This is a genomic window from Gillisella vitis (assembly GCF_001541345.2).
GTDB classification, from domain to species: Bacteria; Pseudomonadota; Alphaproteobacteria; order Rhizobiales; family Rhizobiaceae; genus Allorhizobium; species Allorhizobium vitis.
Map to the genome: position 1 here is coordinate 959,577 of NZ_LMVL02000001.1, position 21,563 is coordinate 981,139.

Genomic DNA, 21,563 nt, shown 5'->3' on the forward strand with positions numbered 1-21,563 from the left:
CTTCTGAATTTTGCAGCCTGCCATTCGTCATCAAACCAATAGATTTGACGGAGGGCGTGGTAAAAAATGAATAATAAAAAAACACATGTTTTTCCATTTTTACTTTAAAAGTATATCAGAAATTTATTAAAATATAAAATTATAAATAAAAATTCAGACAAAAACTGAAAAATACGAGGCTCTGGAAGTAATGACAATTCATGATCTGTCGACAACAACCGCTCCCATCGCCAAGGCTGGCTTTAACGATGGGCAAGCATGGCCCTTATCATCGCAGCAATCGCGGATCTGGCTCTTGTCGCAAGCGGGGCATGAGGCTTTCTATGGGCGTCAGACTATCGGCTTTCGGTTTACGTCTGTGGGGATTGATAGAATACACGCATCGATTGAATATCTAGTGCGTCGTCATCCCTTGTTGACCTGCCGCTTCGAGGTGCGGGCGGGCGGGATCGTTTATCAAATGCTGAGCCAAAATGCCGTGCCTGTTGCCGAGCGTGAGCTGACAAAGAGTGAGGATTTGGAGGTCGCGTCAAAAGAGGTTGCCGCTGCCTATTCTGGAAGGCCGCTTGATCTGGAAAAGGATGCCGCTGCCCAGTTTACGCTGTTTACCGCAGGGGGGCAGGCGGTTGGCGCTCTGTTGTCATTGCATCCTCTGATTGGTGACCGGGCGGCCCTGGACCGGTTGGCCGTCGATTTCCTCTATGGGCTTGATCGACAGGTTGATTTAGGGCGTCAAGATGCGGGTTTGTTCGATGTCGGGCAGTGGCTGACTGAACGTGCCGCAATCGCCCAGACATCAGATGCCGACACCGATTTCTGGTTTGAGCGCTTGGCTGCTCAGGAGACGGTGGCGATGCTGCCATCCCAGGCTCCAGCGGCAGGCGTGACAAGTTCTGATCAGCAGGCATGGCGCGAAAAACTCGTCGAGGTCGGGTGCTCTGCCTCTACTTCCGTGGCGGATGTGACACATGACAGCCTTGCGGCGCTGGCCATTGTACTGCGTCGCTATAGCGGCTCCGGTGCCCAGCGGATCGGGCTGGTAACGCGGCAAGCCGATTGCCCGGTTGCGACCCGCACAGAAGATCTGTTGCTCGTCACCAGCGAGATCGACGGTCGGTTGGCTCTCAGTGCAGTGCGCGAGCGGCTGGCCGAGGGTGTTGTCACCGCGCGGTCCCACCGCTTGCCGTTCGAAGCGCTGACGAATGCTCTGGCGCGACGTGATGATGGATTCGAGGCGGCCAGCGTGGTTGCAACGGTGCTGGATGTGCGGCCCGCCCTCCAGATGGAGGCCCAAGTTGTGGCCGGTCAGCCGGTCGCCGTTCTGGTGGAGCCGCCTGCACGTCGCGATGCGGGTCTGGTCGTGACTATTTCTGGACTGGGTACGGAGGCACTGGCGATCCGGCTGGGCTATGATCCACAGAGCCATAGTGATGCAATGATCGACCGGTTTGCCCGCGATCTCCGTCTGGCATTCGAGGCCCTGCGGCATCAGCCGGAACAGTTGGTCAGCGCGATTGTCTTTATGTCGGCTGAAGAGCTGGACCATCTGTCAGCACCCTATCCCGACCAGCCGGAGATCGATGATGGCACGCCGATCCATCAGGTGATTTCGGCGCAGGCGCAGCGCAGGCCTGAAGCTTTCGCGGTGGCCCAGGGCGAGACGTCGATTACTCACGGTGCGCTGGAAGCCGCCGCCAACCGGCTGGCCCATCGGCTGGTTGCCATGGGGATCGGCCCGGAAGACCGGGTCGCCGTGGCGCTGAACAAATCCATTGACGCGATTATCGCCATTCTGGCGGTGTTGAAGGCCGGTGGCGCTTTTACCCCGGTCGAGCCGGATCATCCAGAGGCCCGCAACCGCCATATCCTGAGCGCGCCGGGCCTGGCGCTGGTGATCTCGCGCAGCCGGTACATCACCGATCTGCCGCGTGACATCGGCACGCCGATCCTCAATCTCGACACGCTCGATTTATCCTCGGAAAGCACCGAGCCGCCGGTTATCGCTATTGCACCGGCCCAGCTTGCCTATGTGATCTATACCTCCGGCTCTACCGGCATTCCGAAGGGCGTTGCCGTTGAGCATGGTCCGTTGGCGCATCATTGCAAGGCCACGCTGCGCATCTATGAAATGGATGAGAATTCCTGCGAATATCCGGTCCTGCCCTTCACCTCGGATGGCGGTCATGAGCGCTGGATGGTGCCGTTAATGGCGGGTGGCGGCGTGGTGCTGACGGCGGATAAGCTGGCGACGCCGGAAGATGCTTTCGCGCTGATGCGCAGGCACGGCGTCAACAATGCCAGCCTGCCGACCAGCTATGTCAGGGGCCTTGCTGAATATGCGGCGGAAAAGGGCGGGATACCGCAGCTGCGGCTTTATTCCTTCGGCGGCGAAGCGCTGTCCCAGGCGGTCTTCGATTTGTTGACCGATAATCTCAAGGCGCAGATGCTGATCAACGGCTATGGGCCAACCGAAACCATCATGACGCCGATGGTATGGAAAATCCCGGCAGGAACCCGGTTCGAGGGTACGGTTGCGCCGATTGGCCGGGGCGTCGGCGACCGTCGCATCTATGTGCTGGATAGCGATCTGGTGCCAGTGCCGGTCGGGGTGATCGGCGAGATCCATATCGGCGGCAGCGGCATTGCCCGTGGCTATCTCGGCCAACCGGAGCTGACGGCAGAGCGTTTCATCGATGATCCGTTTTCCACTAATGGTGGGCGGATGTACAAGTCCGGCGATCTGGGCCGCTGGCGCGAAGATGGCACGGTAGAATTTGCCGGTCGGGTCGATCACCAGATCAAATTGCGCGGCTATCGCATTGAGCCAGGCGAAATCGAGGCGGTGCTGCGGGCCGATCCGAACTTGTCGGAGGCCGTCGTGCTGCTGCATCAGGATAGCGGACGCAGTGCGCTGATCGCCTATGTGGTGGCGCGGGACGATGAGGATGTCAACGTCAACGATCTACGTCGCGCCGCTGTCACCGCGCTGCCGGATTACATGGTGCCGCAGCATATCATGGTGCTCGACGCACTGCCGATGGGACCGAACAGCAAGCTCGACCGCAGCGCCTTGCCGCTGCCAAAGCTGCAACGTGACATCGTCCCTCCCGCCAACGACAAGGAAGAGGCCATTCTGGAGGTCTGGAAACAGATCCTTGATATTACCGAACTCAGCGTGACCGAAAACTTCTTCGATGTCGGCGGTCAGTCGCTGGCGGCGGTGCGGATCGTATCGCGGCTGAAGATGCAGCACCCGCAATGGCCGCTTACCATTGCCGACATGTTCAACTATCCGACCGTGCGGGATCTGGCGCTGGCGATGGACGAAAACCGGCAGGAGGACAAGGTCGGGGCGATCTATCTGCGCCGCGACGGTGACCGTCCTGTGCTCTATTGCTTCCCGGGTCTTCTGGTCAGCACCCGCGAATATATGCGGCTGGTGGATTATCTCGGGCCAAACCAGCCGGCCACCGGCTTTGTCTGCTATTCGCTGACCGAAACCCCGGCGCTCAGCACCAGGGTCGAGGATATTACCGCTCGCTATGCCGAAGCGGTGCGCAGTCAGGCCAAGGGGCGGCCTTGCGCCTTTCTTGGCTGGTCCTGGGGCGGGTTGCTCGCTTATGAGGCCGCACAGCAGCTCGGAAATGACGTCGATCTTCGGATGATAGGCATGGTCGATGTCTGCGATATGGGCGATGAATTTGCCATTGGCGTCTGGCCGCATTTCGAGCCTGGCGTGCGGGAGCGCACCCACGACGCCGTGCAACGTTGGCTAAAAGTTGCACCGATGCGCGAGGCCTGGCTGACGCTGATGGCGGCGATGGATGCGGAGGTTTACGAGCAATTCTTGCATCATATCGTCAAGCATAACGTGCCGCTGCCGGTGGATGGGCCGGATATCGGCTCGGAAGAGCATATTTTCTGGGTTCTGCTCGATAACGCGATGATTTTCCGCAATTATCAGCTGAAAACCTCGGAGTTCCGCATCCATGCCTTCTCGGCTGAGGATTCAGTGACGCGGGGCCTCAGCGTCATCGATTGGCGCCGCTATTCGCCCAATGCCACCGCGTGCGAATTGGTGACCGGCACCAACCATCTGTCGATTATCGGCAAGTCCCGTTTTCATCAGCGCTTTGCCCAGCGGCTCGATCTCGCCATTCAGGGCAAGTCGTAATCCGCTCTTAGTTTCCCTCCCTTTCGTTTCCAAACTCAGTCTGGAGTGCAATCATGACATCCCACGTGCTCGATCTGGCGGGAGCCGGAATTGGTCCGTTCAATCTCAGCCTTGCTGCGCAGCTGGATTCGATCCCGGCGGTTACGGCGCAATTTTTTGACAGCCGCCCGGCGTTTTCCTGGCATCCGGGCATGATGCTGCCGGGTGCCGATATGCAGACCTCCTTCCTAAAAGATCTGGTCACAGGCACCAATCCGACCAGCCCCTGGAGTTTCCTGTCTTATCTGGTTCGCCACAAGCGCTTCTACCAGTTTTTGAATGCCGAATATGAGGCAGTGCCGCGCAAGGAATTTGCCGATTATCTGGGCTGGGTGGCCCGTGGGCTGCCATCGCTGTCCTTTGGTCAAACGGTGCGTCAGGTCGATGCGGCGGATCGGCTGTTGTCCATTGATGTGGATGGCACCCGCGTTCTGGCCCGCACCATGGCGGTTGGCATCGGCAAGAAACCATCCCTGCCGGATTGGGCCGAAGGTCTACCGAAATCGATGATCTTCCACAGCAGCGAGGCGACCGCGCGGCTCGGCGGCATCAAGGCGCGCAGAGTGGCGGTGATCGGCGGCGGCCAAAGTGGCGCCGAGATCGTTGATGCGCTGCTTGACTTGAAAAGCGTGGCTTCGATCGACTGGATCAGCCGCAGAGCGAATTTCGAGCCGCTCGACGCGACACCCTTCACCAATGAACTGTTTACCCCGGCCTATATGGATCGTTTCCATGGTCTGGCCGAGGACCTTCGCATCACCCATACCCGCCGCCAGCTTCTGGCCAGTGATGGTGTTTCGCCGTCGACCCTGAAGAAGCTCTATCGCCGGCTGTATGAGCGGCAACTGGAAACGGCAGGCAGGGATGACGGCATGACGCTGCGTCCGCACCGTGACGTGATCGCTGCCAAGCGCAGTGGAACAGTGATCGAGCTCACCATGCGCAATGGTTTTGACGATGCAATTGAGACCGTTGAGGTTGACATGATTGTTGCAGCCACCGGCTATCGCTTCGAACTGCCGGAATTCCTGCGCTCTTTTGAAGACCGGATCGAGCATAACAGACTGGGTGAACCTGTCCTCAATCGTGATTTTTCGCTCAAGTGGGATGGGCCGGAGGAAAACCGGATTTTCGTGCTGAATGCTGGGCGCCATAGTCATGGCATTGCCGAACCGCAGCTCAGTCTGGCGGCCTGGAGAAGTGCGGTTATCGTCAATGCCATGCTTGGCTATGACTATTTCGATTTGGTGCAGCCGCAATCTATGGTGCAATGGGAAAGCCGGGACAGGGCGAACGAGATGTCTTCGCGTCTGGGAGAGGCTGCCGAATAAGGCATCGCACCGAAAGGTGGAAGCCGGGTTTCTGACCACAGGATGTGAAAACAACACCCTATGGCATTGTGCCATTCAAATGTTCAGCACGACGCTATGGGTCACTGCCTATGCCCTGCCGCTGCACCACAAGGGATAGCGGCGGGCGGGCGTGGGTTGCATCGATATCAAGGCGTGTTTTGGGCATCCCACGTCTTAGATTTTCGCATATTGTATATTCAATAAATATTGAAAATCAGTAGGTTGATATGGATTGTCAGAAATGGAAAGGGTCTCTCAGTTTTATCTTGACTCATTAAATCATGTTTTCTAGTGTGCCCCAGAAATAAGGGGGGAATTCCACGGTTTCAATCTGGGATTTCAAGGCGAGCCCGACATGATAGCCAATATTTCGCAATCCATATGTGACGAACAGATAAAAACTGCCCTGATGAACAAGTCGAAACTCCTGGGGGCCGCGCGGCGGATTACCGGTTGTGCTTCTTTGGCGGAAGACATCGTTCAGGAAGTGCTTTTGCAACTTGTTGCAAAGCCATTGCCGCCGGATATTGCGGTTCCTGCATCCTATATGATGCGGATGGTGCGCAATCTCGCCACTGACCATATGCGTCGGCTGCGTTATGAGCGAGGCCTGTTTGCCGTTGAGGAAGAGGGTGACAACACTTCCGATTACGGCAGTCCCGAAGAGCATTTGCGCGAGGTGGAAGCCTATCAGGCCTTCCGCTGCACTATGGAGGCTATGCCAGCCCGGACTCGCAAATTCTACGAGGATCATTTTTTCGAAGGTGTGCCGCAAAATATTATCGCCAGGCAGGCAGGTGTCTCCTGCGCCTTGGTCTGCGGGTTGCTGCGTGATGCCCATGCGCAATGCCTGGCTGCCATCTGCCCGGATGGGGTGAAATGCCGAGCCTCGAGCCGCAAAGGTAAACGCGATGCGTTGCCGACGCCCCCTCTAAGCGAGGAGGTGCATCCGCTTTACTGCAATCGTTCGGCGGCTTGACGCCTGATGACATCGACCGGGTTTGCGGTCTTGCCGTTGCGGATTTCTGAAATGCGGGTGGCGTTATGCCTGCATTTTCTGCCTGAAACCGCAATGGCGCACCACGTTTTTACGATAAAAATAATTGAAAAGATGAGTGATTATTGTGCTTGTTATTATCGAATTGACCGCCGACAAGGGCGAAATCTGCCGCGACATCATGTCGGAACTGTCCGACTGGTTTACGGAGCCCGCCGTGATCGATGCCTGCGCGGCGGCGGCCGAGACCTTGCCGATGTTCGGCTGCCTTGACGGTGACACTGTGGCCGGATTTGTCATGCTGAAACCGCATCTGCCCGATGCCGTGGAAATCGTGGCGATCGGCACCCGCCGGGCCTATCATCGCCAGGGCACGGGCAGGCTCCTGCTATCAGCGGCGGAGGATTTTGCCCGCAATGCCGGTTGCCGGCTGGTGACGGCGAAGACCCTGGCGCCGCGCGGCAAACGGGAGCCGCAATACGATGCCACGCGTGCCTTCTATGACCGGAATGGATTTATTCGCGCCGAAGTGTTCCCCACCCTTTGGCATGAGGAGCATCCGTGTCTGATGCTTGTGAAGCCTTTGGCTAAAACGGGAGACACGTAGCCCCGAAGGGATCGGTTGTCGGTGCAGCAAACTGCCCGAAGGTTGTTAGCGACGGCCATCGGGCAGGGGGCAGAGGTCGCCACATCCGGGAACGCCCGGCAGGTTATAGCGTAGGCAGCAGACCTTGCGCTGGAAGTGGTCCATGCCGCATTGGCGGCGTGCCAGTTTGATCATGCCAAACAGCGGGTTGCGGCTGCCATCCGGCCAATGCTGGTTTGAGATGATCTCAATCGCTTCTTCCATCAGGTGAGGGCCGGCCTGATTGCCGATTTCCTTGATGATCCAGTTGAGATAGACGGCAACATTGTTCCACATCAGCTTTGGCGCAACGCCGCAATGCCCGGCAATAAGGGTAATCACTGGCGCGGCATGGTCGCGCAGGATGGCGTGGAGATCGGCCAGCGCTGGCGCATGGTCAGCGGGACGGCCTGGACCTGATAGCAGAAGCGCTTTTGGTTCGGCTGTCTGTGGATCACAGACCAGGGACAGTTGAGTGAGCCCGAGTGACAATTGTCGCCGATGCACCAGACGGTGAACCGTGGGTGCAATTGTCAGGATGCTGAAATAATAGAGCGTCCACATCGAGATCACCGCACGCTTGTCAGCGCCGGGAAACTTGCAAGTGTAGCGGGCGATGATATCGGCAAACACATCAGGGTCGGAAAGCGAGGTGCAAGGGATAATCTCGGCATCGTCAGGCGCGTCCAGAAGCAGTTTGCCACGGCAAAAGGCAAAGCGGTCATCGCCCGGCATGTCGGGCGACCAGTCATCATCGATGGTGGGCAGAACGCCAAGCACCAATGGCCTGGACATCTGGATCGTTGATCCCATGGGTTTTTCCGCCGCTTGATCGATTGCTTGCTGCAACCGACCGCAGATTAGAATGCGGATTTCCAGGCGTCAAGAAAACATGATGATAATAATCATATTTATCATCGGGCAAGGCGGATTATGCGATTGCCTGCGCCGCCGTGCCTTTTGCCCGCATCCGGCGGCGATATTGGACCGGTTTCTCCATGAAGCGGCGCTGAAAGGCCTCATAAAAGGTCGAGAGCGAACCGAAGCCTGACTCATAGGCCACTTCGGTAATCGGCATATCGGAGGAAATCAGCAGGGATTGGGCGGTGTCCAGCCGGTGACGGATGATCGCCTGGTTGATGGTAGTGCCCACCGCACGCTTGAACAGGCTCATGGCATAGTTGGGATGCAGACCGGCGGCGCGCCCGACATCCTCGGCAGAAATCGTGTCAGGTGCGTGCTCGCCGATGAAGCGCAGCATTTTTTCAACATGCAGCATCCAGCCAGCATCGCGCTGGCCAAGGCTTGCCAGCGCCGATCCCTGCTCACGCAGGTCGCGCCAGCCGTCCCGCTCGATACGCATCAGGCGGGCGGTTAGCTCGGAGCGGACGATTTCGATATCGCCCTCATCGCCGCCCAGCAATTCGTCGCGCCAGCGCAGAAAGATTTCACGGTCCCAGGCGCGCAGATGCAAAGCCTCAATGACGGCGCCGCGAAACACCGAATCGCGAAATTGGCTCAGGCTGGCCAATCCCAGAAACACCGACATCGGCACATACAGGCAGATGAAGCGGGTGCCTTCTCGCCGGTCGATGACCTGATGAGGGATCATACCCCAGAACAGGCAGAGCCGGCCTTCCGAAATCGTCAGCTCTCGGCCATCGAACCAATAGGTCATCGATCCCTCCAGCACGAAATTCAGCTCGATCTGGCTGTGCATATGAGGCCCAACCATTTTCTGGACCTCCAGCAATTCCCCGGCGCAGAAGCGGTTATCGCCGAATACAACCAGGGGGTGGGCCGGATCGCGCTCGGGGTGTACAGGTGTTGCGCCAAGTCTGTTGATCAAGGGAGGACGTCGAGCCATTTCGCACCGAAAATCTTAGGATACCGGAATTCTAAGCCTGAATTTCGGAGGTAGATTGCGGCTTTCTGGCGCACGGTCAAGGCGCTTTTGCAGGAGGCGGACGCAAAGAAGCTGAAAGTTGCAGAGAGTGCAGGATGTCTTGGGGCCGCTTGGCTGAGGCAAGATATTCTGCCGGAGATATAAAATGTTACGGCGACCCTCTCTGTTTTCTATAGGGTAGGCGCTGTCATGCCGCAGACAATGATTCCGGGGAGGAATGTGATGATTTGCTTTAAAATGATGCCGAGCTTGGCGCTTGGCTATGCATTGACCATATCAACGGCCTTTGCTGGTCAGATTGTGCTCAATTCCGATCAGTCGGACCCAACGCCAAAAAAGGCGATGGAAGAGCTGCTGAAGGATTTCCAGGCCGCCAATCCCGACGTGACCGTCAAATGGAACAATTTCGACCACGAGGGCTATAAATCCGCGATCCGCAACTTCCTGACGGCCGATGCGCCGGATGTGGTGTCCTGGTATTCTGGCAACCGCATGGCGCCCTTCGTCAAGGCTGGCCTGTTTGAGGATGTCAGCGATATCTGGGCCAAGGACGATCTCAACAATCAATTGAAATCCGCCACCAAGTCGATGGAAATCGATGGCAAGAAATGGGGCATTCCCTATTCCACCTATCAATGGGGTATTTATTACCGCAAGGATATTTTTGCCGCTCAAGGCATCACGCCACCCAAGACCTGGGCCGAGCTGCTGGCGGCCTGCGACAAGCTGAAAAAAGCTGGCATCACGCCCTTTACCATCGGCACCAAGGCGCTGTGGCCGACGGCAGGCTGGTTCGACTATCTCGACCTGCGCGTCAATGGCTATGAATTCCACATGGACCTGACCGCCGGAAAGGTGCCTTACACCGATCCGCGCGTCAAAGCCGTGTTTGCGAAATGGGATGAACTGATCAAGCCCGGCTATTTCATCGCCAACCATGCAGCACTCGACTGGCAGGATGCCATGCCGCAATTCGTGCAGGGCAAGGCGGCTATGTATCTGATGGGTAACTTTGCCGTGGCCCCGATGAAGGATGGCGGCTTGAAGGAAGAGCAGATCGGCTTCCTGCAATTCCCGGAAATCACCCCCGGCCTGCCACGTGCGGAAGATGCTCCGACTGAATCCTTCCACATTCCTTCGGGCGCCAAGAACAAGACGGATGCGCGCAAGTTCCTGGCTTATCTCGCAAAGCCGGAAACCCAGACCAAGATGAACGCCACCCTTGGCCAGTTGCCGATCAACAACAAGTCGGAAAAATCCAGCGATCCGTTCCTGAGCGCCGGTTTCGACATGCTGTCGAGCGCTTACGCATTGGCGCAATTCTATGATCGTGACGCGCCTGCTGATATGGCCAAGGCCGGTATGGAAGGCTTCCAGGAATTCATGGTCAAGCCTGACAAGGTCGATGCCATCCTGGCTCGCCTCGATAAGGTGCGTGCCCGCGTTTATAAATAATCGGTTCTCCCGACGGCCGGATGTCGCCCAAGTGGCATCCGGCCGGTTTTTCAGTCACAGAACGGCTGGGATGCTCCGGCATCCTTGAGCCCTTGCATTAACGGAGGTGCTGCCGTGAGCACTGCTGCTCCTGTTTCATCCGGATTCTGGAAACGTCACCAGCAACGCATTGCCCCGTGGCTGTTTCTGGCGCCCGGTCTGGTGATGTTCATCATCTATGTCGTTTTGCCGATTTTCCAGTCAGTCTGGATCAGCTTTCACGATTGGGATGGTATCGGTGAAAAAGTCTGGATCGGGCTTGGAAACTATCAGGAATTGCTTGGCGACGAGGCCTTTTATACCTCGCTGCAAAACAACATGATCTGGCTGGTGCTCTACCTTCTGGCCATTCCCGGCGGATTGGCGGTGGCACTGTTTCTCAACCAGACGGTCACGGGTATTCGACTCTATAAGTCATTGTTTTTCTTCCCCTTCGTCATTAGCCAGGTCGTGGTCGGCCTGATGTTCACCTGGTTTTATGCGCCGAATTTCGGGTTGTTTTCCGTGCTGATCAAGCATCTGACCGGAATGGATTTCGCGGTTCTGGCCGACGAGCGTTTCGTCACCTATGGCATTATCGTCGCCGGTCTATGGCCGCAGACCGCCTATTGCATGATCCTCTATCTGACCGGTCTCAACAACATCAATCCGGAGCAGGTGGAAGCCGCCCGCATGGATGGCGCCAAGGGCTGGTCGCTGCTCAAAAACATCATCCTGCCGCAGCTTGCGCCCGCCACCTTCATCGCCATGGTGGTCACTGTCATCGGTGCACTCCGCTCCTTCGATCTCGTGTCGATCATGACGGCTGGCGGCCCCTACGGCTCCAGCCGGGTGCTGTCCTATTACATGTATGAGGAAGCACTGTCTGAATACGGGTTCCGCATGGGCTATGGCGCGGCCATCGCCGTCGTCCTGTTCCTGATCATGATGGTGTTCATCACGCTGTTCGTCGTGCGGATGATCGGCCAGGAAAGGAATAGCTGATGTTTCCGACCCCGATCCAGAAGGCCTCGCCGATTGTTCGGTTCGGCTATAATCTCGTTTTGCCTGTCGCGCTGGTTCTCTGGCTGCTGCCTTTGCTGGGCGTAGCGCTGACCTCGGTGCGTCCTGCGGGCGATCTGGCCGCTGGCAATTATTTCGGCATTCCCTCCGGTTTTGCCGGCGTCGAAAACTATTCCGCGGTGTTTCAGAATTCGCCGCTGGGCTGGTACATTCTCAATTCCTTCAAGATCACCATTCCAACCGTGATCGGTGCTGTCGCGCTGTCCTGCCTGACCGGGTTTGCGCTGGCGACCTACAAGTTCAAGGGCAACCTTGTGCTGTTCTGCCTGTTCGTTGCCGGTAATTTCATTCCCTTCCAGATCCTCATGGTGCCGGTGCGCGACATGACGCTGAAAATGGGGCTGTATGATACGGTCACCGGCCTGGTGCTGTTTCATGTCGCCTTCCAGACCGGCTTTTGCACGCTGTTCATGCGCAATTTCATCAAGGGCCTGCCGTTTGCGCTGATCGAATCGGCGCGGGTTGAAGGTGTGTCGGAATGGCGGATCTTTCGCTATATCGTGCTGCCGCTGATGCGGCCCGCCATTGCGGCACTGTCGGTGTTGGTCTTCACCTTTGTCTGGAACGATTATTTCTGGGCCACGGTTCTGGTCCAGAGTCAGGCCGCCATGCCTGTCACGGCAGGGCTCTATTCGCTGAACGGCCAGTGGGTCGCCGCCTGGAACCTGGTTTCCGCCGGGTCGATCGTCGCGGCTTTGCCACCGGTCGCCATGTTTTTCCTGATGCAGCGGCATTTCATCGCCGGGCTGACACTTGGAGCAACCAAGGGATGAATGATATTGTAAAAATTGGCGCGAACGGGCTTGTTTTGAGCCTGCTGCTGCCGGAAATCGGCATGCCGGAAATCATCGGCTTCGGCGACACACCTGTTGCGGGCTCGGCTTTGTCCGAGGTCGAACGCTCCAGCCGCATCAACGGCATGGATGAGGCTGTGCCTTCGACGGTGCTGCTGCCGGTGGGCGGCATGGGGTTTTTCGGCTGGCCTGCTATTTCAGGTCATCGATCCGGCCGTGATTTCATCCTGCAATTTGCCGACTGGACGGTGGAAAAGACCGGGCGGATCACACTGCTCTGCGCTCAGGATGCTGTGGCGAGCATAGCGATCACGTTGCGTTTCGAAACCTTCCCGTCTGGCGTGATCGGGATCTCCACCGAACTCAAGAATATCGGCAATGAGGATTACATCCTGGATCGCTGCATGGCGGCGAGCTTTCCGGCAGAAGCCGGGCAGGTTGATGTGTTCAGCTTTACCGGCATGTGGGGCCGCGAATTTCAGATCCGGCGCGAGAGGTTGGGAACCTGCCTTTGGGCGCAGGAAAGTCGCCGGGGTCGCACTTCCCATGACCGCTTTCCGATGCTGACAATCGAAGGCGAGGCGCAAAGCTTTGGCGTGGCGCTGGGTTGGAGCGGCAACCACCAGATCGTCATCGACCGGCTGGACGATGGTCGCCGTCTGGTGCATCTCGGTGAAGTGTTTGAGCCGGGCGAAACGATCCTTGCGCCGGGCGAGAGTTATCGCAGCCCGGTTGCCTATGCCGGTGCGGATCGGGCGGCGTTCCATGCCTTTGTCCGCGATGATCTCATGCATTGGCCTGATGGTGCGATGTCGCCGCGTCCGGTGACCTTGAACACCTGGGAGGGCAATTACTTTGACCACCAGATGGAATCGCTGAAGGCGCAGGCGACATCGGCCGCCGAACTTGGCATCGAGCGTTTTGTGCTGGATGACGGCTGGTTCGGCAAGCGTGACGATGACACGACCAGTCTGGGCGATTGGGACATCGATGCCCGCAAATATCCAGAGGGCCTGTCGCCGCTGGTCGATCACGTCACCGCCCTTGGCATGCAATTCGGCATTTGGTTCGAGCCGGAAATGATCAACCCGGTTTCCGCCCTTTATGAGCTGCATCCCGACTGGGTCTTGCAGGTCAAGGGTCGCCCTTTGCTGACATCCCGCAACCAACTGGTGCTGGACCTCACACGGCCAGAAGTCAGCGACTATCTGTTTGAGAAGATCGACGCGGTGCTGGCCAATCACGCGGTATCCTATATCAAATGGGACATGAACCGCGACCTGACCCATGCGGGTGGGCGCGATGGGCGGGCGAAAATTTCCACCCAGACCCGCGCCGTCTACGCGCTTATGGACCGGGTGCGGGCTGCCCATCCGCAGGTGGAGATCGAAAGCTGTGCGTCCGGTGGAGGCCGGATCGATTACGGTGCGCTTGCCCGCACCCACCGGGTCTGGACCTCCGATTGCACCGATGCGCTGGAGCGGCTGGAAATCCAGCGTGGCGCCTCGGTTTTCGTGCCACCGGAAGTGCTTGGCAGCCATGTCTCGGCCTCGCCAAACCACCAGACGGAGCGCCGTCACACGCTGGCCTTCCGGGCGCTGGTGGCACTGGCCTATCACCTTGGCGTCGAGTTGAATCCGCTGGAACTGGAAGGCGAGGAACGTGCCGAGCTGAAGACCTGGATTGCCATCCACAAGCGGCTGCGACCGCTGTTGCATGCGCCAGGCGCCAATTTCTCCAAAGAGCCGCGTGACGGGCGCTATGTCTGGGGTGCGGCGGACAGCAAACGCATCGCCGTCTTCGTGGCCCAAGGGCCGCAGATGGTGGGAGAGCAGCCGGAACCGCTGACCCTGCCTGATGTCGTAACCCGCATTCGCGGGCGCTGGAGGGTTGCGGCCACGCATCCGGTGGAACCGAATTTCATCCGTATATCCGAAGGGCAGAAGCGCCTGTTGGCTGGCAAGGTCACGTTTGATCTTGCAGATCTCAAGCTTGGCGGCTTGCCGCTGCCGATGCTGCGGCCGGAAAGCGCAATCCTGCTGGAATTGGAACCTGTCGAGGGAGGAGACCACCATGGCTGATGTAAGCCTGCGGGGCGTCAAGAAACAATTCGGCGTACTGAGCGTCATCAAGGGTGTCGATCTCGACGTCAAGGACGGCGAATTCTGCGTGTTCGTTGGCCCGTCCGGCTGCGGCAAGTCCACTCTGCTGCGGATGATCGCCGGGTTGGAGGAGATTACCTCCGGTGGACTGACGATTGGCGGCAAGGACATGACCCGGATTGGTCCATCCGAGCGCGGTGTCGCCATGGTCTTCCAGTCCTATGCGCTTTATCCGCATATGACGGTGCGCGACAATATCGGCTTTGGCCTGAAGATGACCGGCCATCCTAAGTCGATGATTGAGGCGCGAACCAAGAAGGCAGCCGAATTGCTGCAACTGGATGCGCTGATGGAGCGCAAGCCAGGTCAATTATCGGGTGGCCAGCGCCAGCGTGTCGCCATTGGCCGCGCCATTGTGCGTGAACCGGAAGTCTTCCTGTTTGATGAGCCGCTGTCCAATCTGGATGCCGCCCTTCGGGTGCAGATGCGCACCGAATTGTCCAAGCTGCATCAGGACCTGAAGGCGACGATGATCTATGTCACCCATGACCAGGTGGAAGCCATGACCATGGCCGACAAGATCGTCGTGCTATCGGCTGGCCTGATCGAGCAGGTCGGCACGCCGCTGGAGCTTTATCACCGGCCAAACAATCTGTTTGTCGCAGGCTTTATCGGCTCGCCGAAAATGAATGTTCTGCCAGTGACCGTCGCTCCTGCCGAAGGCGGCAAAGTGGTGGTGACGCTGGCCGATGGCGAGGCAATCACGCTTGATGCGCAGGGCAAGGCAATCAGCCCGGGCAAAATGACGCTTGGCATTCGCCCCGAACATATCGATGCGACGGGCAAGGGTGATCTCGTTTTGTCGCGCCCGGTGCGGTTGGCCGAATATCTCGGGTCCGAAACCCTGTTTTTCGTCACTCTGGCCGATGGCACTGAACTATCCGTCAAGGCGGATGGCTTGGCGACGGCCAAGCCGGGTGAAACCTTGTCTATTGGCATTCCCGCCGCCGCTTGTCATTTGTTCGACGGGGCAGGCAAAGCGGTGATCAACGGGGACCTGACACGATAATGCTGGGCGTTTGCTATTATCCTGAGCATTGGCCGGAGAGCCAATGGCAAATCGATGCGCAAAACATGCGCAAGCTTGGCATTTCCTATGTGCGGATCGGCGAATTCGCCTGGTCGCGACTGGAGGCAAGGCGGGACCAGTTCACCTTCGAATGGCTGGATCGGGCCATCGATGTTCTGCATGCGGCTGGCCTGAAGGTGGTTCTTGGCACCCCGACCGCCACACCGCCGAAATGGTTGATGGACGAGCATCCCGACATTGCGCCCTATGATGCCGACGGGACTGTGCGCGGCTTCGGCTCGCGTCGTCATTACAGTTTTTCCAGCGAAATCTGGTGGACCGAAAGCGCTCGAATCGTTGAAGTCATTGCCAAGCGCTACGGCACCCATCCGGGCATTGCCGGCTGGCAGACTGACAACGAATATGGCTGCCACGACACCACGGTGTCCTGGGGGCCAGAAGACCTGAAGGCCTTCCGCCGCTGGCTGCGGATGCGGTATCAGACCACCGACCAGCTCAATGAGGCCTGGGGCGCGGTGTTCTGGTCGATGGAGTTCAACAGTTTCGATGAGGTCGAGCTGCCCACCCGCACCGTGACCGAGCCAAACCCGGCGCAGCGGCTGGATTTCTGGCGCTTTTCCTCCGATCAGGTGGCTGCCTATGATAAAATGCAGGTGGATATCATCCGCAAGCATTCACCGGGCCGCTGGATTACCCATAACTTCATGGGTTTCATCAATGATTTCGATCATTTCCAAGTGGGCGACAATCTCGATCTCGCCAGCTGGGACAGCTATCCGATCGGCTTCGTCGAAAAATTCCCGTTTACCGAAGACGAGCGCAATCGTTGGGCGGAAACCTCCCATCCCGACATCGCGCCTTTCCACCATGATCTCTACCGCGGCGTTGGCCGTGGCCGGTTCTGGGTGATGGAGCAGCAGCCCGGTCCGGTCAATTGGGCGCCGTGGAACCCGGTTCCCAAGCCCGGCATGGTCAGGCTGTGGACCTGGGAAGCACTGGCGCATGGGGCAGAGGTGGTCAGCTATTTCCGCTGGCGCCAGGCACCATTTGCGCAGGAGCAGATGCATGCTGGCCTAAACCTGCCGGGTCTGGACGAATGGTCGGTGGGCGGGCTGGAAGCCCATGCCGTGGCTGGCGAACTGGCAGCGCTTGGCGATCTGCCAGAGAGTGTTCAGGCACCGGTGGCCCTGGTCTATGACTATGCCAGCTATTGGGCGACGACGATCCAGCCGCAGGGCCGGGATTTCCGCTATGAGGAATTGGCGTTCCGCTGGTATGAAGCAGCCCGCCGCCTGGGGCTTGACGTGGATTTTGTGCGTCCCGGCGCTGATCTGTCCGGTTATAAACTGGTGCTCGTTCCCTGCCTGATGCAGGTGAACGAGGCAGCACTCGCGGCCTTTAAAAACACCGATGCCGTCGTGCTTTACGGCCCGCGCACCGGTTCACGCGACGAGAAATTCCGTATTCCGGAAAACTTGCCGCCCGGTCCGCTGGCTCCCTTGACCGGCACGCGCCAAACCCAGGTTGCCTCGCTGCGGCCCGGTCTTGGTGATAGTGTTTCAGGTACGGTTTCAGGCCGGGCCATCCGCTGGCGGGAATATCTGGAAACCACGGCAACCGTAATCGCCACATTCGAAAACGGCGACCCGGCCCTGACGAGCCAGAACGGCCACCATTATCTGGCCTGCTGGCCAGACGAGGCTTTGCTATCCTCGACGCTGGCGCTGCTGGCGGAAAAGGCCGGTCTCGAAACCCTTGTTTTGCCCGAGCATATCCGCATTCGCCGCCGTGGCCACCTGACCTTCGCCTTCAACTACGGGACCGAGGATTGGACCATTCCGGCATCCGGCGAGTTCGTATTGGGCGGCCCTGTACTCAAGCCGCAACAATTGGCGATTTGGGCCTGATTTACATGGCTTGATTGCTGATATTGTCGCGAAAAAGCGTCTCCTTTGCAAGGAGGCGCATGGTGTCATTCTTGGGCTTGTTTGGCGCGTTGACACCTCGGAAGAAGGCCGGGCAGGACGGAGCAGACAGTCCTAACAGTTTCAGCCGTTTTCACGCTTTTTATTGAAACTCCCGCGCCATCCCCGCAAGCTCGTCCCAGAGGCTTTCAGCAAAGCCGCGCAACACCAGAAGCTCGAACTGGTCCTCTGCTGTTCGGCAGAGATTAACGGCGATGTGGCCGATCAGGGTTGTTGTCGCCGCACCCACGGCAAATTGCTCGGGGTGCAGATCAAGCGCCGTGCCTTTTGCCAGAACGTTGCGCACCGGAGCGCCACTGATGCGGATCAGTGTGCGACCGTGGCTTTGATCGACAAGAATTATGTCTGGTCCAAAGGCCGCTGCCGCTTGATCGGCGCTGGCCGGTCCGACGGCAAACCATTGGCCGGGTCCCGCATTGCGCAGATCAAAGCCTTGCGGGGGCATTGGCGCAACATCACCGGGCTTGCCCAGCACATGCAGAATGGTTGTGTCGAACACGGTTTCTAGCGTTAGAACACCAAACCGCTCCACCGCCTTGGTGGCGAGTGCTGGACGGCGAACAAGGTGGAAATCGGCCAGGACAGTGTCAGGCAGAGCGGTCTCAGACATGGAGTTTCTCATTGTTTGGATCGACAAAAACCGGGCTCACCAACTGGGCGGGGGTAAACTCGTTGCGCAGGCCATTCCAGACCAACACCTCCTCGCCATGGCGAGCGGCACCGCCCTTCACCAACGCAAGGCCGATGGTGGAGCCAACATGCGGCGAGAAGCAGGAGGAGGTGATATAGCCCTGATCGTTCTCCAGCGTTGGATCGGCATCCTTGTTCAAAATATGCGCACCCGTTTTGAAGGCAGTTTTGGCATCCAGAGGCACAACGCCAACCAGTTGCGGACGATCCGGAGCCGTCAGCCCTTCCCGGTTCAGCATATGTTTGCCGATAAAATCGGGCTTGGTGGCGCTGACCAATTTGCCAAGACCGAGATCGGCTGGCACTACCGTGCCATTGATCTCGTTATGGGTGACGTGGCCCTTCTCGATCCGCAACACCGATAGCGCTTCAATGCCATAAGGCTGAATGCCATGTTCCTTTCCCGCCAGCATCACCGCATCGGCAATGCTTTCGCCAAAATCGGCAGGCACGGCCAATTCAAACGCCAACTCGCCTGAAAAGGAGATTCGGAACAGCCGCCCCTTCAACCGACCACCCAAGAGAGATACATCCTTGGCGGCGAGGTAGGGGAAGGCCTCGTTGGAAATATCTTCATCAACCAGCTTTTGCAAAATGGCACGGGATTTTGGCCCGGCCACCGCCATTTGCGCCCATTGATCGGTGACTGATGCCAACCGCACATCCAGTTCCGGCCAATGCACCTGCGCGCAAAATTCCAGATGGTTCATCACGCCCGCCGCATAGGCCGTGGTGGTGGTCATGAAGTAACGATTGTCTTCCATGCGGCTGGTGGTACCGTCGTCATAGATAAAGCCATCTTCGCGTAGCATCAGGCCATAGCGAGCCTTGCCGACCGGCAATTTCAAGAAGGCGTTGCAATAGACGCGGTTCAAAAACTCCGCCGCATCCGGCCCGCAGATTTCGATTTTGCCGAGCATGGAGACATCGCAAATCCCGGCATTGGTTCGGACGTTTTTGACCTCGCGGTCGACGCTTTCACGCCAGCCATTTTCCCCGCTCTTGGGGAACCATGCGGAGCGATACCATAGCCCGGTTTCTACAAAGGTTGCGCCATTCTTGGCCGCCCAATCATGCAAGGGTGATTTGCGCACCGGCTGAAAATGTTTGCCATGCGATGTGCCTGCCAGCGCCCCGAACGACACCGGAGTATAAAAGGGTCGGAATGTTGTGGTGCCAACGTCGGCGGGTGATACGCGCCGCGCCTCGGCCAGCAGCCCGATGGCATTGACGTTGGACAGCTTGCCCTGATCCGTCGCCATGCCATTGGTGGTGTAGCGCTTGGCAAGCTCCACATGACCGTAGCCTTCTTGCACTGCAAGGCCCAGATCCTTGGTGTGTACATCGTTTTGAAAATCCACGAAAGCCTTGGTCTTGATGCCGGGAATGGACCAGACCGGCTTGGCTGGTGTGGGGATTGCTTCGCCCTCAACAGATGGTAGCTCCAACACAGGTGCTGCAAAGCCGAGTGCCGCAAGGGCCTGCTTGCCCTGTTCCAAACCAGATAGCATGGCGGCAGCAATGCCGAAAACACCCGATGCCGAACCGGCAAGAGCCAGACAGTTCAATCCCTCAGGAGCCAGAAAAGCCGAATGCTCATCTGACCAGCGCGGCTTACCGCCCCGATGGCAGGCAAGGTGGATGATCGGCGAGAACCCGCCGGACATGGCAAGATTATCAACATCAAGCCGTTCCAACTGGCCTTCGCGCCAGAGATCAAGCCCCTCGACAGATTTTCCGCCATGGACATTGCTAACCAAACCGCCGCGCACCAATCGCGCCTTGCCCTGATAGGCAATGGTTGCATCGCGTCGGCTATCAATCAGGGTCGTAACGCTAACGCCTGCGGCTTCAAGGTCCGCCGCCAGCGCATAGCCGCTGTCATTGGTGGTGAAAATGGCCGTCTTCTTGCCGGGTGCAACGCCATAATGGTTGAGATAGCGGCGCATGGCTCCGGCCATCATCACACCGGGAATATCATTGCCACCGAAAACCAGAGGGCGCTCTTCGGCACCCGTTGCCAAAATGGCTTTCTTCGCCGCAATGCGCCATAGGCGCTCCACCGGGCGGTTGGCGGCAGGGAGAGCGTGATGTTTTTGCACCCGCTCAACCGCACCGAAGACATTGCCATCGTACCAGCCAAACGCTGTGGTACGGGCGAAAATTTGCACATTGGGCAGGCTTTCCAGCTCTGCCTTTGTGGTCGTAACAAAATCAGAGGCAGCAACACCATTGATCAAAGCTGTCTCGGCCAGCAGCCCGCCGCCAATCTCCGCCTGCTCATCCAGCAGAATAACCCGCGCACCCGCGCGGCCAGCGGCCAGAGCCGCCATCAAACCGCTTGCGCCTGCGCCAATCACCAGCAGGTCACAATGCGCCCAGCATTTTTCATAGGTGTCTGGATCGGCCTCATAGCTTGCCTTGCCGAGACCGGCTGCCTTTCGGATTATCGGCTCGTAGAGTTTTTCCCAGAATTTCGCGGGCCACATGAAGGTTTTATAGTAGAAACCAGCGCTGAGGAACGGCGACAACAGGCTGTTGATGGCACCAACATCATGCTCAAGGCTTGGCCAGCGGTTTTGGCTATTGGCTTCCAGCCCAGCGTAAAGCTCCTGCATGGTGGCGCGGGTGTTGGGTTCGGTGCGCCCGCCTCTGCCAATGGTCATCAGGGCGTTTGGTTCTGCCGCACCGGCCGTGAGAATGCCACGCGGACGATGATATTTGAAACTGCGGCCCACCAATTGCTGGCCATTGGCCAAAAGCGCAGACGCAAGCGTATCGCCAGCGAAACCGCTCATGGCTTTGCCGTCAAAGGTGAAGGAAAGCGCGGTTTTGCGATCCACCAGACCGCCGCTTTTCAAACGATAGGATGTCATACACTCACCCCTTTCCGCTCAGATGCATCAAAGCTCGCAGCAATCTCGTGGCTTGCCGTGTCGCGGCACACCACAATCCAGCGGCGGCAACCAGATGTGTGGTGCCAATATTCTTCATAGGCTCCGCGTGGATTGTCGCGCAGGTACACGTAATCATGCCAGACATCCGGCCCGGCATCGGGCGCTGGACGTGAAAGGGCTGCACCTTTGATGGTGTATTCTTCTTTGGGTCTTGGCCCGCAATGGGGGCAGGGAATGAGGCTCGCCATAATCAGAATCCTTAGAGTTTGTCAGGGAAAAGTGGTCACCGGTTTTCCCGAAAAGACAAACGACAACAAAAGAATCTAGAATCTGTCAGGTTCAATCTGAACCTGACA

General features: G+C 58.1%; 15 protein-coding genes. 10 read left to right on the forward strand and 5 right to left on the reverse strand.

Going from position 1 to position 21,563, the window contains the following annotated elements; genetic code table 11:
• Positions 1–190 precede the first annotated feature (190 nt).
• The 4 genes from ASB66_RS04020 to ASB66_RS04035 all read left to right on the forward strand — a co-directional run bounded on the left by ASB66_RS04020 (position 191) and on the right by ASB66_RS04035 (position 7,169).
• Entirely contained in the window at positions 191–4,174 is a 3,984-nt protein-coding gene (locus ASB66_RS04020; protein ID WP_060717509.1) for a non-ribosomal peptide synthetase, read from the forward strand.
• A gap of 53 nt (positions 4,175–4,227) precedes the next feature.
• Positions 4,228–5,544, forward strand: coding sequence for a lysine N(6)-hydroxylase/L-ornithine N(5)-oxygenase family protein (locus ASB66_RS04025; protein ID WP_060717510.1), 1,317 nt, complete (start codon positions 4,228–4,230; stop codon positions 5,542–5,544).
• A 376-nt stretch (positions 5,545–5,920) separates the two neighbouring features.
• Positions 5,921–6,544 (forward strand): sigma-70 family RNA polymerase sigma factor, encoded by a 624-nt coding sequence (locus tag ASB66_RS04030; RefSeq protein ID WP_060717511.1) that lies wholly within the window; start codon positions 5,921–5,923, stop codon positions 6,542–6,544.
• Between the two features lie 199 nt (positions 6,545–6,743).
• Positions 6,744–7,169 (forward strand): GNAT family N-acetyltransferase, encoded by a 426-nt coding sequence (locus ASB66_RS04035; protein ID WP_156545083.1) that lies wholly within the window; start codon positions 6,744–6,746, stop codon positions 7,167–7,169.
• Positions 7,170–7,214: 45 nt separating this feature from the next.
• Here ASB66_RS04035 and fhuF read toward each other — a convergent pair whose 3' ends face one another.
• Both fhuF and ASB66_RS04045 read right to left on the reverse strand, forming a co-directional pair.
• On the reverse strand, positions 7,215–8,000 hold the full coding sequence (gene fhuF, locus ASB66_RS04040; RefSeq protein ID WP_060717512.1) for a siderophore-iron reductase FhuF: 786 nt from the start codon (positions 7,998–8,000) through the stop codon (positions 7,215–7,217).
• A gap of 118 nt (positions 8,001–8,118) precedes the next feature.
• A complete protein-coding gene (locus ASB66_RS04045; RefSeq protein ID WP_060717513.1) occupies positions 8,119–9,054 on the reverse strand; it encodes a helix-turn-helix domain-containing protein in 936 nt (311 codons plus the stop codon).
• 261 nt (positions 9,055–9,315) lie between these two features.
• Between ASB66_RS04045 and ASB66_RS04050 the strand changes: the two genes are divergently transcribed.
• The 6 genes from ASB66_RS04050 to ASB66_RS04075 all read left to right on the forward strand — a co-directional run bounded on the left by ASB66_RS04050 (position 9,316) and on the right by ASB66_RS04075 (position 17,542).
• On the forward strand, positions 9,316–10,548 hold the full coding sequence (locus ASB66_RS04050) for an ABC transporter substrate-binding protein (protein WP_060717514.1): 1,233 nt from the start codon (positions 9,316–9,318) through the stop codon (positions 10,546–10,548).
• A 114-nt stretch (positions 10,549–10,662) separates the two neighbouring features.
• Positions 10,663–11,571, forward strand: a complete 909-nt coding sequence (locus tag ASB66_RS04055) for a carbohydrate ABC transporter permease (RefSeq protein ID WP_060717515.1) — start codon at positions 10,663–10,665, stop codon at positions 11,569–11,571.
• Complete coding sequence (locus ASB66_RS04060; RefSeq protein ID WP_060717516.1) at positions 11,571–12,422, forward strand: carbohydrate ABC transporter permease; 852 nt, start codon at positions 11,571–11,573, stop codon at positions 12,420–12,422. The genes ASB66_RS04055 and ASB66_RS04060 overlap by 1 nt, the downstream gene beginning before the upstream one ends.
• Positions 12,419–14,524: an alpha-galactosidase gene (locus ASB66_RS04065; protein WP_060717517.1), complete on the forward strand. Its 2,106-nt coding sequence runs from the start codon at positions 12,419–12,421 to the stop codon at positions 14,522–14,524. Before ASB66_RS04060 ends, ASB66_RS04065 begins: the two co-directional genes overlap by 4 nt.
• Positions 14,517–15,614: an ABC transporter ATP-binding protein gene (locus tag ASB66_RS04070; RefSeq protein WP_060717518.1), complete on the forward strand. Its 1,098-nt coding sequence runs from the start codon at positions 14,517–14,519 to the stop codon at positions 15,612–15,614. The genes ASB66_RS04065 and ASB66_RS04070 overlap by 8 nt, the downstream gene beginning before the upstream one ends.
• On the forward strand, positions 15,614–17,542 hold the full coding sequence (locus ASB66_RS04075; protein ID WP_060717519.1) for a beta-galactosidase: 1,929 nt from the start codon (positions 15,614–15,616) through the stop codon (positions 17,540–17,542). Before ASB66_RS04070 ends, ASB66_RS04075 begins: the two co-directional genes overlap by 1 nt.
• A 160-nt stretch (positions 17,543–17,702) precedes the next feature.
• Here the strand turns inward: ASB66_RS04075 and ASB66_RS04080 are convergent, their stop codons facing one another.
• From ASB66_RS04080 to ASB66_RS04090, 3 genes are read right to left on the reverse strand one after another with little or no spacing between them, the layout of a single operon-like run.
• Positions 17,703–18,230 carry a sarcosine oxidase subunit gamma gene (locus ASB66_RS04080; RefSeq protein WP_060717520.1) on the reverse strand — a complete coding sequence of 176 codons (528 nt, stop codon included), beginning with the start codon at positions 18,228–18,230 and terminating at the stop codon, positions 17,703–17,705.
• Complete coding sequence (locus tag ASB66_RS04085) at positions 18,223–21,186, reverse strand: sarcosine oxidase subunit alpha (RefSeq protein WP_060717521.1); 2,964 nt, start codon at positions 21,184–21,186, stop codon at positions 18,223–18,225. The genes ASB66_RS04080 and ASB66_RS04085 overlap by 8 nt, the downstream gene beginning before the upstream one ends.
• On the reverse strand, positions 21,183–21,455 hold the full coding sequence (locus ASB66_RS04090) for a sarcosine oxidase subunit delta (RefSeq protein ID WP_081088983.1): 273 nt from the start codon (positions 21,453–21,455) through the stop codon (positions 21,183–21,185). Before ASB66_RS04090 ends, ASB66_RS04085 begins: the two co-directional genes overlap by 4 nt.
• Between the last annotated feature and the right edge of the window lie 108 nt (positions 21,456–21,563).